Raw genomic sequence first — 13,432 nt, 5'->3', positions numbered from 1 at the left:
GATCTTTCCCCCCGCTTGCCCGAAGCGGTCGCCAGCTTAGCAACAGGTCCGGCCATGTCCATCGAACGCTCCCCGCTCGCACTGCCCTTCCCTGCCCTGCCGGCTATCCCCGGGGTCACGCCCCGCGTCGCCCGTGCCCGCTACAAGACCTGGGACCGCTGCGACCTGACCTTTGTCGAACTGGCGCCGGGCACCGCCGTGGCGGGCGTTCTGACCAGCAGCAAATGCCCGTCACCCGAGGTGGAATGGTGCCGCAAGGCGCTGCCGCTCGGCGAGGCGCGCGCGCTGGTCGTCAACGCCGGCAACTCCAACGCCTTTACCGGCAATCGCGGCCGCGCCGCCGTCGAGGCAATCGCCGCCCGCGCCGCTGCGCATCTGGGCTGCGAGCCCTCCGATGTGTTCGTCGCCTCGACTGGAGTGATCGGCGTGCCGCTGCCGATCGACAAGGCTGAGGCAGGGCTCGACGCCGCCTTCACCGCCGAGCCCTGCAGCTGGGAAGACGCCGCCGCGACGATCATGACCACCGACACCTTCGCCAAGGGCGCGGTGACGCGCGCGGTGGTCGGCGACAAGACCGTCCAGCTGATCGGCATCATCAAGGGCTCGGGGATGATCGCGCCCGATATGGCGACGATGCTCGGCTTCATCTTCACCGATGCTGCTGTCGATCCGGCCTGGCTGCAGACCGCGCTGGGCGACGCCAACCGCAAGACCTTCTCGTGCATCACCGTCGACGGCGACACCTCGACCAGCGACACCGTGCTTGCCTTCGCCACCGGCGCGGCGGGCAATGCCCCGCTGACCAGCGACGAGGATGACGGCGCCGACGCCTTCCGCGCCGCGCTGCAGGACATGTGCCACCAGCTCGCCCAGCTCGTCGTGCGCGACGGCGAAGGTGCGCAGAAGCTGATCGAGATCACCGTCGAGGGTGCCGAGAGCGACGCCAGCGCACACCGCATCGCCATGTCGATCGCCAATTCGCCGCTGGTGAAGACCGCGATCGCGGGCGAGGATGCCAATTGGGGCCGGGTGGTGATGGCCGTCGGCAAGGCCGGCGAGCGGGCCGAGCGCGACAAGCTCGCAATCCGCTTCGGCACCACCCAGGTGGCGCGCGATGGGCTCGCGGTGGAAGGCTATGACGAGGCACCGGTCGCCGCGCACCTCAAGGGCCGCGAGATCGAGGTCGGGGTGGAACTGGGCCTCGGCGACGGCCGCGCCACCGTGTGGACCTGCGACCTGACCCACGGTTACATCTCGATCAACGCCGATTATCGGAGCTGAGGAGTGGAAGGCGGCTGCCTTTGCGGGGGCATTCGCTACCGGCTGGCTTCGGAGCCGACCGACGCCGGCTGGTGCCATTGCCGCACCTGCCAGCTGAACTCGGGCAGCCCGGCCATGGCCTTCGCCACCGTACCGGCCGGCGATTTCGTGCTGATTTCGGGTACCGAGCTGATCGGCAGTGTAGCATCGAGCGAGACCGGCGAGCGCAGCTTCTGCATGCGCTGCGGCACGCCGCTGCTGATGCAGGACAAGGGCGGCGCCACGGTCGATTTCAGCCTGGCGACGCTGTATGAGCCCGACCGCGTGCAGCCGGGCTTTCATATCTATTACGATAGCCGGATCAGCTGGGCGGAGGCGGACGACGATCTGCCGCGCCACCCCCGCTCACGCTCGGAATCAGGCGGCGTTTGAGGCGCCGGCTGCCAGCGAGGATTCGAGCCACTTCTTGATCCCGCTCTTCGGCATCGCGCCGACCTGAGTCGCGGCCGGCTGGCCGTCCTTGAACAGGATCATCGTGGGGATGCCGCGCACGCCGTACTTGGTCGGCGCGTCGGGGTTCTCGTCAATGTCGAGCTTGATGATCTGGACCTGGTCGCCCAGCTCCTCGGCCAGCTCTTCCAGAGCCGGGGCGATCATCTTGCACGGCCCGCACCACTCGGCCCAGAAATCGACGAGCACGGGCTTGCCGGCCTCGAGAACGTCGCTGCTGAAATTGGCGTCGGTGGTAGCCTTGGTGGCCATGATGAAACTCCTGATACGATGTTGACCGCTAATTTATGTCGGCTGGTCGCCTGGTCAAGCGCGCGAAGCCAAGCTTTGCTCCGTCGCGACGAAGCCGGGCTTGTGCGCGGCCAGTAATTCGGCCGGCAAAAGATGGAGGATCGGGCCCGCCGCGTAGAGCAGTCCTGCCTCTATGGTGCGCCCCGGGAAGATCACCGCGAGCGCCGCGGCATAGGCCGCCATCTGGCGGAGGTGATAGGGCGGGATCTCGGCCAGGCTGGCGGGGGCGCGGCGACCGGTCTTGAAGTCAATCACGCGGACATGGCTGGGCGTGACGACCAGCCGGTCGACGGTGCCGGAGACGACGACGCCCTCGCCCACCACCGCGGCGATCGGGGCCTCGCCTAGCGAATCGGGGCCGAAAAGCTCGGCGAATCCAGCATCTTCGGTAACCGCCAGCGCGGCCGAGACCAGTTCGGTGCGCAGCGCGGGATCGGCGACACCGCCTGCCCCGGCCAGCCAGCGTTCGGCGGCCATGGCCCGCTCCGAGGGCGCGACCGAGGGCAGGCGCTCGAACAGGGCGTGGAGGAGCCGGCCGCGCTCGGCGGCGGCCCGCAGGGCGGGCGTGGGAGGCGGGTCGGCGACGGCGTCGTCGCCCAGTGAGGAGGGCGCGAGGGGGCGCGGCGGGCGGGCTTCCTCTGGGGCGGGGCGGCGGGCCCAGTCCGGGAGTGTGGCCACCGCCGTGGTGGCCTCTGCCGGGCGGGCCTTGGCGGGAACCGGGAGCTGGGGGTGCAAGCCCTTGAATTCGCGGGTCTCGCCCTCGCCTACCCCGAGCGCGTCGAGGGCGGCGGCGCTGGCGGCGTACCAGCTTTTCGCAGGGGGGACGCCCTTGGCCATGGGCCCCAAAGCACCGGCGATGACCAGCCGTTCCTCGGCCCTTGTGGCGGCCACATAGAATAGACGCCAATGTTCGCTAAGTTGGCGCGTATCGGCGGTTTCGATGACGTCGGCCAGCACACCCCGCTCAGCGGCGCGGGGTCGAAAGATCGGCAGTTTTCCAGACGCTTCAGACACTTCCCATTGCAGAAAGTCGCGCGGGCTCCGGGTGGGATCGACGGTGGCGTCGGCGAGGATGACCAGGGGCGCCTGCAGGCCCTTGGCGCCGTGGGCGGTCATCACACGGACTGCGCCCTGCGGCTGGGCGGCATCGCGGACGATCTCGACATCGCCGCGATCGAACCAGTCGAGGAATCGCTGCAACGAAGGGGTCGCCAACTTTTCGAAATTGAGCGTCGCATTGAGCAGTTCTTCGATCGGATCGCGGGCTTCCTCGCCGAGCCGGCGCAGCAGCTTGCGGCGGCCATCCAAAGGACCGGAAAGTACTTCTTCCAGAAAGCGATAGGGCGTGGCGATGTCAGCGCGTGCGAGGAGTGCGTAGAGCGGCGCGAGGCGTTCCTCGGGCTGGGTATTGCGCAGATGCCGCCACAAGCCGCCAGCTTTGCGGACCGCGGCGTCCATTAGCTCCTGTTGTGTCCAGCCGATCAGCGGCGAAACCAGCAGCGACGCGAGCGACAAATCGTCCTCGGGCTGGAGCGCGAAGCGGATTGCGGCAAGCAGGTCCTGCACCGCCAGCGGGGCGTTCAACCGCAACCGATCGACGCCCGCCACCGGCACGCCTTCTGCGTACAAACGCGCGACGATCAGCGAGGCCAGTTCGCCGCGGCGCTTGACGAGGATCATCACATCCTCGGGCTGGAGCGTGCGGCCCTTGCTTTCGAGTTCTAGGGTTCCGACCCACGACTTGATCGCCCTGGCGATGTCGCCGGCGAGCTTGCGGGTGGCGTCGCTCACCCATTCCTCTTCGTCCGCCTCGCTGCCGCCTTCGGTGACCGGCGGCCAGAGCGTGACGGTGCCGGGACCGGGCACTTCGCTTGCATGCTCTTCTGCATCCGAAAGTTCACCCATGCCCGGAAGCGGCAAGGCGCCGAGCGCGGCATCGACGAATTCGAGCACCGGGCGGGTCGACCGGAAACTATGCGTGAGCGACAGCTCCTCGACTTCGCGCGGCTCGGGCTTGCCCTCGTCGAACACATAGTCGGCGTCGGCCTTGATCCGCGACATCGCCAGGAAGCGCTCAAAGGCGGCGCGGAAAAAGATCGGGTCGGTGCCCTGGAAGCCGAAGATCGCCTGTTTATAGTCGCCGACAGTGAACAGCGTGCGGACCGTCTCGGCGCGCACGCCTTCGCCGACGAAGAACTCATCGGCGATCGCGCTGACGATCGCCCATTGCTGGGGATTGGTGTCCTGCGCCTCGTCGATCAGGACGTGCTCGGTCGCCTGATCGAGCTTGAAGCGCACCCATTCGCCCATGCCCGGCTCGGCGAGCAAGGCGACGGTGCGGTGGATCAGGTCGTTGAAATCGACCGCGCCGAGGCGGCGCTTGGCCTGTTTATAGGTCTCGGCATAGATCCGGCCGGCCTCGAGCCCTAGCGCGAGCAGATCGGCATAGGCGGCCTGCGTCTTCATGCCCAGCAGCTCGGCGCAGGTCGCGTGGAGCCGCATCGCATAATCGGCATAGCCGTCGTCCTGCGGCGCCTGGCCCTTGCCGAACGAGCGCGGATCTCCCTTGGCGGTGGCCCAGACGCTGTGGAGATCGGCCAGCCCGGCGGCACGCGCTTCGGGGCCCTTGGCGAGCCAGGCGGCGATGATGTCGGCACGCTCGAGGCCGGACTTGGTGCCCCAGTTCGCGCTCATCGACGCGACCATGCGCAGGCTTGCGAGATCGAACTGGTCGTCGCCGCAGCGGAAGGCGATCTCGGCATCGACGTCACCCAGGGGGAGCCCGAGTGCTTCGCGCAAATATGGCTGGATCAGGATCGGCAGCGCGGCGAGCGCCTCCCCTTCGCGCGCGCAGGCCTTGAGGAAATCCTCTGCCTTGCCCTCGCCCAGCCGCAGCGACAGCGCGCCGACCGCGTCGACGATCCAGCCGCGGCCATCCCGCTCGGCATCGACCAGCATTTCGGCGAGCGCCTCGCGGGAGAGCACGGCTTCCTCGCGCTGGTCGAGCGGGCGGAAGCCGGGGACGAGGCCGGCCTCGATCGGGAAGGCGGCGAGCAGCGACTGGCAGAAGCTGTGGATCGTCTGGATGCGGATGCCGCCGCCGGGCGCGTCGAGCACCTTGGCGAAGAGCTGGCGGGCCTTTTCACGGCCGGCGGGTGAGATATTCTCGCCGAGCGCCTCAAGGTCGGCGGCGAGTTCGGTGTCCGACGCGCGCACCCAGCGGGCGAGCCGGCTGGTGATCCGCTCGGACATTTCGGCCGCGCCGGCCTTGGTGAAGGTGAGGCACAGGATCGCGCCGGGATCGGTGCCGCCGAGCAGCAGCCGCCAGACGCGCGCGGCGAGCACCTGGGTCTTGCCGGTGCCGGCGGAGGCAGAGAGCCAGATATGGCGGCCGGGATCGCTGGCGGCCTTCTGGTTGCCCTTGAGTTTGTGGAGGGGGCGGACTTCAGACATTCGGGTTTCCGCCAAGCTTTAATCCTCCCCCGCAAGGGGGAGGTGTCAGCCGGAGGCTGACGGAGGGGGCGGCAAGCGACGCACGGGCGGCTCGCACACCTCCCCCTCCGTCACGCTGCGCGTGCCACCTCCCCCTTGCGGGGGAGGATATTGGGAAGCCGGCCTCAATCACGGCCATACCATTCGTCGCGGCGCATCAGCTGGTCGTACTCGGCGTAAGGCGCATATTCCGGCACCAGCTTGGCAGTGAAGGGCTGGTCGCCGGTCAGCCAGGCGCGGACGGCCTCGCCGAAATGGTGCGCGGCGATGTCGACGAACTCCTCGGCCGGGATCGGTTCCTTCTTTTTCGGGTCGACCGGCGAGTCGACATAGCCGAAGCCGCCGGTGCGCGGGGAGCGGGCGAGCGACCAATATTCGAAGGCGCGCGCGACGCCCTCGATATCCGCGAAGCCCCCGCGCTCGGCGATCAGGCCGAGCAGGCCCAATTGCAGGCTGAACCCGGCGCGGACCGCCCGGGTGCTTGGCGGCTGGCCGGTCTTGTAGTCGATAATCGCGAGGCTGCCGTCGGGCTGGCGATCGATCCGGTCGAACTTGCCGCGCAGCTTGACGCCCTCGAACTCGATATCGCCGTCGAGCTCGACTGCGAGGACCTTACGGTCTGGGTTTTCGGCGATCTGGCGGGCGATCCAGTCGATCGCTTCCATCAGCCGCGGCTGCAAGAGCGCGCGCATCATCGGGTGGGTGCGTTCGTCCGCCAGCATCGCCTCGGCGCGGGCGCGGAGCAGCGACGGATCGCAATTATCGAGTTCGAACCATTTCTGAAGAACGTCGTGCACCGCGGTGCCGCGCCACGCTGCACTCGGATCAGCATCGACCGGATCGAGCGGCATCAGCTTGAGCATGCGGCGGGCGTAAAAGGCGTAGGGATCGGCCTTCAGGCGATCAACTTCGGTGACCGAGATCGCCTTGGGGCGGTCCTCGACCGGCGGCGACGGTTCGGGGCGCTCGGCGGGTTCGTGGGTGCCGGGATTGTCGATCGCGTGGAGCCAGGCGGCGAGATCGGGCGCGCGGTCGAGGCCGCCCGACAGCGCTTCGAGGCGGAGCCAGAAGCGCGAGGCGATGGTCGGCGCGGTGGCGTCGCGGCGGGCGCGGGTGAGCAGGACTTCGGGGGCGCCAAGCGCGCCGGAAAGGTCGTGCGCGGCCAGGCCGATGCGGCGCTCGAGGCCGGGGAGATTGAGCTCGGCGCGGATGCGCGGGGCGAGCCAGGGATCGGGCGCGGGCAGGCCCGGCCAGACGCCTTCGTTGAGCCCCGAGAGGATCATCAAATCGGCGGTCTGGAGACGGGCTTCGAGCTGGCCGAGAATAGCGAGGCGCGGATGGCCGCCCTGGGGCGGGCGCACGGCGATCTGGTCCATCAGCGTGCGCAGCATCGGGGCGAGCGTGTCGGGGTCGGCGCGGCGCGGGCCGTCACCGGCTTCGCGCTCGAGATCGTCGAGCAAAGTCGCGGCGGCGCGGCCCTCGGCCCGGCTCCACAGACTATCGCCGCCGAGCGCCTGGGCGGCTTCGCGCAGCGCTTCGAGCAGCGCCGGGATCGGCTGGGCGCCGGCGTTGAACGCGGCTTCGAGCGGGGCGAGCAGCGCGCGGGCCGCCGGCCACCAGACCTGGGCTGCCTTGCGCAAGGGCCCGTCCCTGCCCTGCTGCTCGGCGAGATGGCGGTCGATGCCGGCGAGGTCGGGCGCGGGGCGCGGGCCGCGGAGCGCGCGGTCGAGCAGGCGTGCGCCTTCGAGCCATTCAGGCCGGGTTTCAGGCATGACCAGCGGGTGCTTGAGCAAGGTCAGCAGTGGCAGCGGGGCGAAGCGTTGGGCGGCGGCATCGGCGAGCGCGAGGAGGAGTGTGCCGGGCGGCAGGATCGAGAGTGGCTGGCCGGCGGAATCATCGACGGTGATGCCCCAGCGGGCGCAATGCGCGGCGACGCGGCGGGCGAGCGCGCGATCGGGGGTGACGAGCGCGGCGGTCTTTTCGGGGGTTTCGAGCACCTGGCGCAGCGCGAGGGCGATGGCCTGGGCTTCCTCGGCGGGGGTGGCGACTTCGAGGACGCGGACGCCGTCTAGCTTGCGTTCCTTTTCTGGCAGCGTGGTCCAGCCATGCGTCAGTTCGGGCGGCTGCATCGCCGAGGCGATCGCCTTGCTGCGCGAAGGCGCGGCGTCATGTTCGCTCGCAGCGCGCCAGGGATCGAACTCGTCGCGGTGGACGCCCATCCGCTCGAGCAGGAGCTTGAGGTGGAATTGCGGGTGCGTCTCGAGGTTGCGCTTGCGGCGGCCGGCGGGATCGGGAGCGTGCGGGCCGAGCATGTCCCATTCGGCCTCGGAGATGGAGATGGCGAGATCGGGCAGGACGACCATGCCCTGCGGGAGCCCGGCGACGACGCGCTGGAGCCGGGCGATCGTGGGGGCACTGGCGGTGATGCCGGCGGCGCAGACGAAGCCGGCCGGGGGATTGGCCTTCCAGCGCGTGGCGACCTTGTCGATCAGCAGGCGGCGGCGGTCGGCGAGGTCGATACGGCCGAGGCGGGCGAGTTCCTTCGGCCAGCGGTCGAGGACGATCTCGAAGAGGTGGAGCGAGCGTTCCCAATGGGCGGAGAGCTCGGGGCCGAGTTCGAGCTCCTTGAGCTTCTTCGGCGGAACCTCCTCGATCAGCAGCTGGTCGAGGGTGGCGGCGAGATCGCCGGCGAGGCGCACGGCCTCGGCGGCGTCGTGGCGGGGCTCGGCTTCCTGGATCAGGCGGGCGAGGATGAGCTGGCGCTGGAGTGGCGCGACCGCGGGGGGCACGAGATCGGGATCGCCGGCGGCGTCGAACAGGGCTTCGTCGAGTTCGGGATCGCCGACGGCGACGAGGCGCGGGAGCAGCAGCCCGCCGCCGCTGGCGCGGACAAAGGCGTCCTGGATCGCCTTTTTTGCGCGGTTGTTGGGGAGCAGGACGAGGCCGCGGGCGAGCGCCATCGGGTCGGCTCCGAAGCGCTTGATCAGCCCGTTCGCGAGGGCGTCCGCGAAGGCGCGGTGCGGGGGGATGGTGTAGAGGTGGAGGGCGGTGGGCATGGGCTTGGGGACACCCTAATCTCCCTCTCCCCTTCCGGGGAGAGGGTCGGGGAGAGGGGGCTGTGGATAACTGCCCCCTGCCCCTCTCCCGGCTTCGGCTACGCCTCGCCACCCTCCCCCCGGACGGGGAGAGGGAGATTACACCGTCGCCAGGACTTCCTCGGCTTCCTTGATCGCGCCGGGGGTGCCGACGTCGAACCACAGGCCCTGGTGGACCGTGCCCCACAACCGCCCCTGCTCCATCGCGCGGGTCCAGAAGAGGTTGGTCGAGAACGGGCCTTCGGGCCAGTCGCGGATGACGCGGGGCGAGAGGATCTGCGCGCCGGCATAGACGAAGGGTGCGAGGCGGCCGGGCTTGCGGCGCTCGGTGATGCGGCCGAACGCGTCGAGGCGGAAATCGCCCTGGCCGCTATGGCTGTAGGCGCGGGCCAGAGGCACGAGCAGGAGGAGCGCGTCCATCCGCTCATCGTCCCAAGCTGCGGCGAGCGCGTGGAGCGAGTCGATCGGGCCGTCGATCCACAGCGTGTCGCTGTTGACCGTGAAGAAGGGCTTGTCGCCGAGCATCTCGCGCGCCTGGACGATGCCGCCGCCGGTCTCCATCAGCTGGGCGCGCTCGTCGGAGATCAGGATCTCGATGTCGCCGGCGCGGGCCTTGAGGTGCGCCTCGACCTGGTCGGCGAGATAGTGGACGTTGACCACGGCGCGCTTGATGCCGGCGCTGCGCAGATGATCCATCGTGTGGTCGAGCAGCGTGGTGCCGGCGACCTCGACCAGCGGCTTGGGGCGCGTGACGGTGAGCGGGCGCATCCGCTTGCCGAGGCCGGCGGCCATCACCATCGCGGTCTCGGGCATGGCGACGCTGGGGTTGGGACGCAGCGAATAGGTCGCGGACTGTTTCATGCGCCGGCGCCAGGGCCTGCTATGGTCAGGGGGTCGCCGCGCATGTCCATCGGCACGTTCGCCTCGAACCAGTCGGCGACGGGCTTGAGCGCGGGGTGCTGGAGGTCGCGGTTGAGATAGGTCCAGACGCGCGGGCAGAGACCCGGATAGCGCGGCTTGCCGTCGCGCTTCCACAGGCGGGTGAAGATGCCGACGATCTTGGCGTTCCGCTGCGCGCCGAGCACGTGATAGGCCACGTCGAAGGCATCGCCGGCACCGGTGATGCGCTTGTAGCGATCGAGCATCGCGGTCTCGAGGCTCTCGGGCACGTCGCGGCGGGCGTCCTGGAGCAGCGAGACGAGGTCATAGGCCGGGTGCCCCGCCAGGGCGTCCTGGAAGTCGAGCAGGCCCAGGGTTTCCGCGCTACCGTCGATCAGCATGATGTTCTCGACATGATAGTCGCGCAGCACGGTGACAGGCGTGTGACCCGCGAGCACCGGCGCGAGCACCTGCTCCCAGGCGGCGCGATAGCCCTCGATATCGGCGTCGAGGCCGACCGCGGGGCAATACCATTCAGGGAGCAGGTCCGCCTCGCGGTGATATTCGGCGAGCGTGTAGGGCTTGAGGATATCCGCGGCCGGGAATTCGGCGAGGCGGATGATCAGGTCGATCGCTTCCTCGTACAGGCGCAGCTCGCTCTCGGGGGCAGCGTCGACCGTCTCGCGCATGCGGGCGTCGCCAAAGTCCTGGATGAGGACGAGGCCCTCGGTCAGGTCCTCGTGGAGGATCTCGGGGGCGGCGAAGCCGTGCGCGGTGAGCCAGCGCGCGATGTTGATGAAGGGGCGCGGGTCCTCGTGCGGGGGCGGCGCGTCCATCAGGATCGCAGTGCGGTCATGCTCGACGACGCGGAAATAGCGACGGAACGAGGCGTCGCCGGCAAGCGGACGGATCTCGGCGCCTCCCCAACCGGCAGCTTCAAGGAAGTCGGGCGCCGTGGCCGGCGGATTCATGTCAGAAACCATCGGTCCTTCCATGCCGCCGGCACTTTCGCTGTCAAGGCGCGCGCGCCATCCGGTGCCACATCCAGGGACAACCACAGCGCGTCATGCCACGCCGCTTCGCCCAAACGCTCGGGCCATTCGACGATCAGCAGCGAATCGCTGCGGGCATCGTCGAGCCCCAGCTCCTCGGCCTCGCTCGGATCGTCGATTCGGTAGAGGTCGATGTGGAGCACCGGGAAGCGCACCTCGGGCGGTTCATAAGGCTGGACGATCGCGAAGCTGGGCGACGGCGCCTCCTCTTCGAGCCCGAGCGCCGCCAGCAGACCGCGCGCGATGCTCGTCTTGCCCGCGCCAAGCGGCCCCGAAAGCGCGATCACGTCGCCCGGGCGCGCGACTTCGGCGAGCCTCCGGCCCAGTTCGAGCGATTCTTCCGGGCTGCGCAGGATCATGCGCGCGGCAGCTCCACGGTGATCAGCGTGCCCTCGCCCGGCTCGGAGATCAGCTCGATGCGGCCACGATGCGCCTCGACGAACTGGCGGGCGATCGGCAGGCCGAGGCCGAGCGTGCGCTCGCTGCCACGGGCATTGCCGAACTGTGCGAAGCGGTCGAATGCCGTCGCCGCTGCGTCACGGCTCATGCCGGGGCCGTTGTCCGAGACGATCACGCGCGCCACGCGGCTGTTGCCGTCGAGATGGAGCAGCACCCTGCCCTGTTCGGGCGTCGCCGCCACTGCATGACGGAGGAGATGCTCGATCACCTGGCGGATGCGGCGCGCATCGCCGGTGATCGCACCCGCGCTGCCGGCATTCTCGACCACGAGCTCGATCTGCTTGGCCTTGGCGAGCGGCGCCACGGCCTCGGCGGCGTTCTGCGCGGCGATCTCGATGTCCACCGGCGCCTTTTCCAGCGGCGTGCCTTCGCTCTGGGTGAGATCGAGTACTTCGTCGATCATCGTGCCGAGCCGCTCGACCGAGACGAGGATCGCTTCTGAATATTCCCCGCCGCTCTCGCTCAACGGCCCCGCAAAGCCGCCATGCAGCATCTCGGCAAAGCCCTTGATCGAAGTGAGCGGGGTGCGCAGCTCGTAGCTCATATTGGCGAGGAACGAGGTCTTGACCCGGTCCGCCGCTTCCAGCGCTTCGTTGCGGTCGCGCAGCGCGCGCTCGGCGCGGTGGTGGTCGGTGGTGTCGAGCATCGTCACCAGTGCGTTGCCATCGGGCAACGGTACCGCGGTGATGTCGAAATGGCGGCCATCGGCAAAGGCGATGCTCGAACCGCGCGACTGGCGCTCCTGCGCGGCCATGCGCACCAGATCGCCGATCACGTCGGCGCGGGCGGCAGTGACCAGCTTGGGACCGGCGGCGCGGACGAGCTGCTGGACCTGCGGATGGCTGTCGAGGAACGCATCCTCGAAATCCCAGACCTGGCGGAACTTGCGGTTCCACAGCTGGAGCCTGCCCTTGCCGAACACCGCGACGGCTTCGGCGAGGCTCTCCAGCGTGGCGGTACGCACCTGCTGCATCTCGCCATGTTCGCGCTGGAGTTCGAACTGCTGGGTGCGATCCTCGAACAGCAGGAGCAGCCCGCCCTCGGGAAGCGGCTGGGCAACAACGCGGAGGTGCGTCTGGCCCAGGCTCCAATTCTCCTCAACCGCCTCGGCCGAGACGAACCATTCGCGGCGCTCCGACTTCCACGCCGGATAGTCGCGCACTTCGGGCAGGCGATTGGCCTCGCGCATGCGATCGAGCACGCGATCGAATTCGGGGCGATCGGCCAGCCATTCATTCTTCATCGCGAACATGCGGCGGAAGGGCTGGTTGGAAAAGATCAGGCTGCGGTCCGCGCCGAACTGGGCGACGCCGGCCGAGATCTTGTCGAGCATCGCGCGCTGGGCCTGGGCGAAGCGCTTGAGGCCGCCGCGCGCTTGCTCAAGCTCCTCGATATCGACTGCGAAGCCGGCGACGCCGCCAGTGGGCAGCGGCATGTCATGCAGGCGCAGCATCCGGCGAGTGCCGCCAATCGTGGCGGGCATCGCCGCGGTCTGCGGCTCGCCGGTGTCGCGCGCGATCGCGGCATTGGCGAGCGGACCGCCCATCCCCACGCCCTCGACCAGCTCGAGCCCGCGCTCGACCACATCCTCGGCATCCTTGCCCTCGACTGCCTCGACATAGGCCGAGTTGACCATGAGCAGGCGCAGGTCGCCGCCGCGATACCACATCGGCATCGGCGCGGCCTCGATCAGCGCGGTGAGCGCATCGAAGGCGGCGCGCAGGCGCGTGGCCTCGCGCTGGAGGCGATTGATTTCGTCCTGGCTCTCGGTGGCGTCGAGGAACCACAGCACCACGCCGCCGGGGGCGTTGACTGCCTGCGGCGCGCGCTCGCCGATCACCAGCAGCGCGCGCTCGGAACCGCGGGCGCGCACCGAAAGGCTGAATGGTTTGCCGGCTTTTTGCGCGGCTGAAACATGGACGCCAAGCGCATCGGCGTCCTCGGGCAGCATCCCGCTATTCTTGCTGCTCAGTTCGGCCAGCTCGCGCGGCAATTCCTGGAAGCCCAGCCAATCGCCAAGGCGCCGCGGCAGCTCGATCCGGCCATCGGCACGCACCAGCATCGCCTGGGCCGGCGATCCGCTCACCAGCGCGGCGAGCTGCGTATTGGTTTCGGCAATTCCCGCAGCCTCGGCACGCGCGCGCAGCCCGGTGAACAGCGCCCAGACGCCGCCGATGACGAGCAGCGCCAGCACCGCTCCCGCGAGCACCGCGGCGGATTGCGTGATGTGGATCAAGCCGCGCACCCGCGGCAACAATTGGATTCCATGCGAATCTACTAGGCAAAGCATCCGGCTTGGGAAAGCTGTTCGGACTTCGGATGGGGCGAACGGAACAAGATGGTTACTGAAGCTTTATCGTAATGTTTCCACTTTTATTCCGTGTTTGAGCGCTG

At 69.0% G+C, this 13,432-nt stretch carries 9 protein-coding genes; 2 read left to right on the top strand and 7 right to left on the bottom strand.

Annotation, left to right across the window (positions count from 1 at the left end):
• Positions 1 to 54: 54 nt before the first annotated feature.
• Both argJ and HZY97_RS02420 read left to right on the top strand, forming a co-directional pair.
• Positions 55 to 1,281, top strand: a complete 1,227-nt coding sequence (argJ, locus tag HZY97_RS02425) for a bifunctional glutamate N-acetyltransferase/amino-acid acetyltransferase ArgJ (protein ID WP_180140231.1) — start codon at positions 55 to 57, stop codon at positions 1,279 to 1,281.
• Positions 1,282 to 1,284: 3 nt separating this feature from the next.
• Positions 1,285 to 1,692: a GFA family protein gene (locus HZY97_RS02420; protein ID WP_180140229.1), complete on the top strand. Its 408-nt coding sequence runs from the start codon at positions 1,285 to 1,287 to the stop codon at positions 1,690 to 1,692.
• On the opposite strand, the gene trxA is transcribed toward HZY97_RS02420, so the two are convergent.
• The 7 genes from trxA to HZY97_RS02385 all read right to left on the bottom strand — a co-directional run bounded on the left by trxA (position 1,678) and on the right by HZY97_RS02385 (position 13,274).
• Positions 1,678 to 2,022 (bottom strand): thioredoxin, encoded by a 345-nt coding sequence (trxA, locus tag HZY97_RS02415; protein ID WP_180140227.1) that lies wholly within the window; start codon positions 2,020 to 2,022, stop codon positions 1,678 to 1,680. The two genes, HZY97_RS02420 and trxA, sit on opposite strands and share 15 nt — an antisense overlap.
• A 54-nt stretch (positions 2,023 to 2,076) precedes the next feature.
• The gene (addA, locus tag HZY97_RS02410) at positions 2,077 to 5,514 is read right to left on the bottom strand and encodes a double-strand break repair helicase AddA (RefSeq protein ID WP_180140225.1); all 3,438 of its coding nucleotides are present in this window, start codon (positions 5,512 to 5,514) and stop codon (positions 2,077 to 2,079) included.
• Positions 5,515 to 5,678: 164 nt separating this feature from the next.
• Positions 5,679 to 8,609: a double-strand break repair protein AddB gene (gene addB / locus HZY97_RS02405; RefSeq protein WP_180140223.1), complete on the bottom strand. Its 2,931-nt coding sequence runs from the start codon at positions 8,607 to 8,609 to the stop codon at positions 5,679 to 5,681.
• Between the two features lie 138 nt (positions 8,610 to 8,747).
• Entirely contained in the window at positions 8,748 to 9,509 is a 762-nt protein-coding gene (locus HZY97_RS02400; protein WP_180140221.1) for a nucleotidyltransferase family protein, read from the bottom strand.
• On the bottom strand, positions 9,506 to 10,498 hold the full coding sequence (locus HZY97_RS02395) for an aminoglycoside phosphotransferase family protein (protein WP_180141601.1): 993 nt from the start codon (positions 10,496 to 10,498) through the stop codon (positions 9,506 to 9,508). Before HZY97_RS02395 ends, HZY97_RS02400 begins: the two co-directional genes overlap by 4 nt.
• Positions 10,495 to 10,938, bottom strand: a complete 444-nt coding sequence (gene tsaE, locus HZY97_RS02390; RefSeq protein WP_180140219.1) for a tRNA (adenosine(37)-N6)-threonylcarbamoyltransferase complex ATPase subunit type 1 TsaE — start codon at positions 10,936 to 10,938, stop codon at positions 10,495 to 10,497. The genes HZY97_RS02395 and tsaE overlap by 4 nt, the downstream gene beginning before the upstream one ends.
• Positions 10,935 to 13,274: a PAS domain-containing sensor histidine kinase gene (locus HZY97_RS02385; protein WP_257214848.1), complete on the bottom strand. Its 2,340-nt coding sequence runs from the start codon at positions 13,272 to 13,274 to the stop codon at positions 10,935 to 10,937. The genes tsaE and HZY97_RS02385 overlap by 4 nt, the downstream gene beginning before the upstream one ends.
• Positions 13,275 to 13,432 lie beyond the last annotated feature (158 nt).

Origin of the sequence: Sphingomonas sp. R-74633, from assembly GCF_013416555.1 — a bacterium.
Classification (GTDB): domain Bacteria; phylum Pseudomonadota; class Alphaproteobacteria; order Sphingomonadales; family Sphingomonadaceae; genus Sphingomonas.
The sequence above is the reverse complement of the archived record's forward strand: the minus strand, read 5'-3'. Positions and strand labels throughout refer to the sequence as shown.

Coding starts and splice junctions, on each gene's coding strand:
- argJ (WP_180140231.1), top strand. CDS start 55: ATGTCCATCGAACGCTCCCCGCTCGCACTGCCCTTCCCTGCCCTGCCG.
- trxA (WP_180140227.1), bottom strand. CDS start 2,022: ATGGCCACCAAGGCTACCACCGACGCCAATTTCAGCAGCGACGTTCTC.
- addA (WP_180140225.1), bottom strand. CDS start 5,514: ATGTCTGAAGTCCGCCCCCTCCACAAACTCAAGGGCAACCAGAAGGCC.
- addB (WP_180140223.1), bottom strand. CDS start 8,609: ATGCCCACCGCCCTCCACCTCTACACCATCCCCCCGCACCGCGCCTTC.
- HZY97_RS02400 (WP_180140221.1), bottom strand. CDS start 9,509: ATGAAACAGTCCGCGACCTATTCGCTGCGTCCCAACCCCAGCGTCGCC.
- HZY97_RS02395 (WP_180141601.1), bottom strand. CDS start 10,498: ATGAATCCGCCGGCCACGGCGCCCGACTTCCTTGAAGCTGCCGGTTGG.
- tsaE (WP_180140219.1), bottom strand. CDS start 10,938: ATGATCCTGCGCAGCCCGGAAGAATCGCTCGAACTGGGCCGGAGGCTC.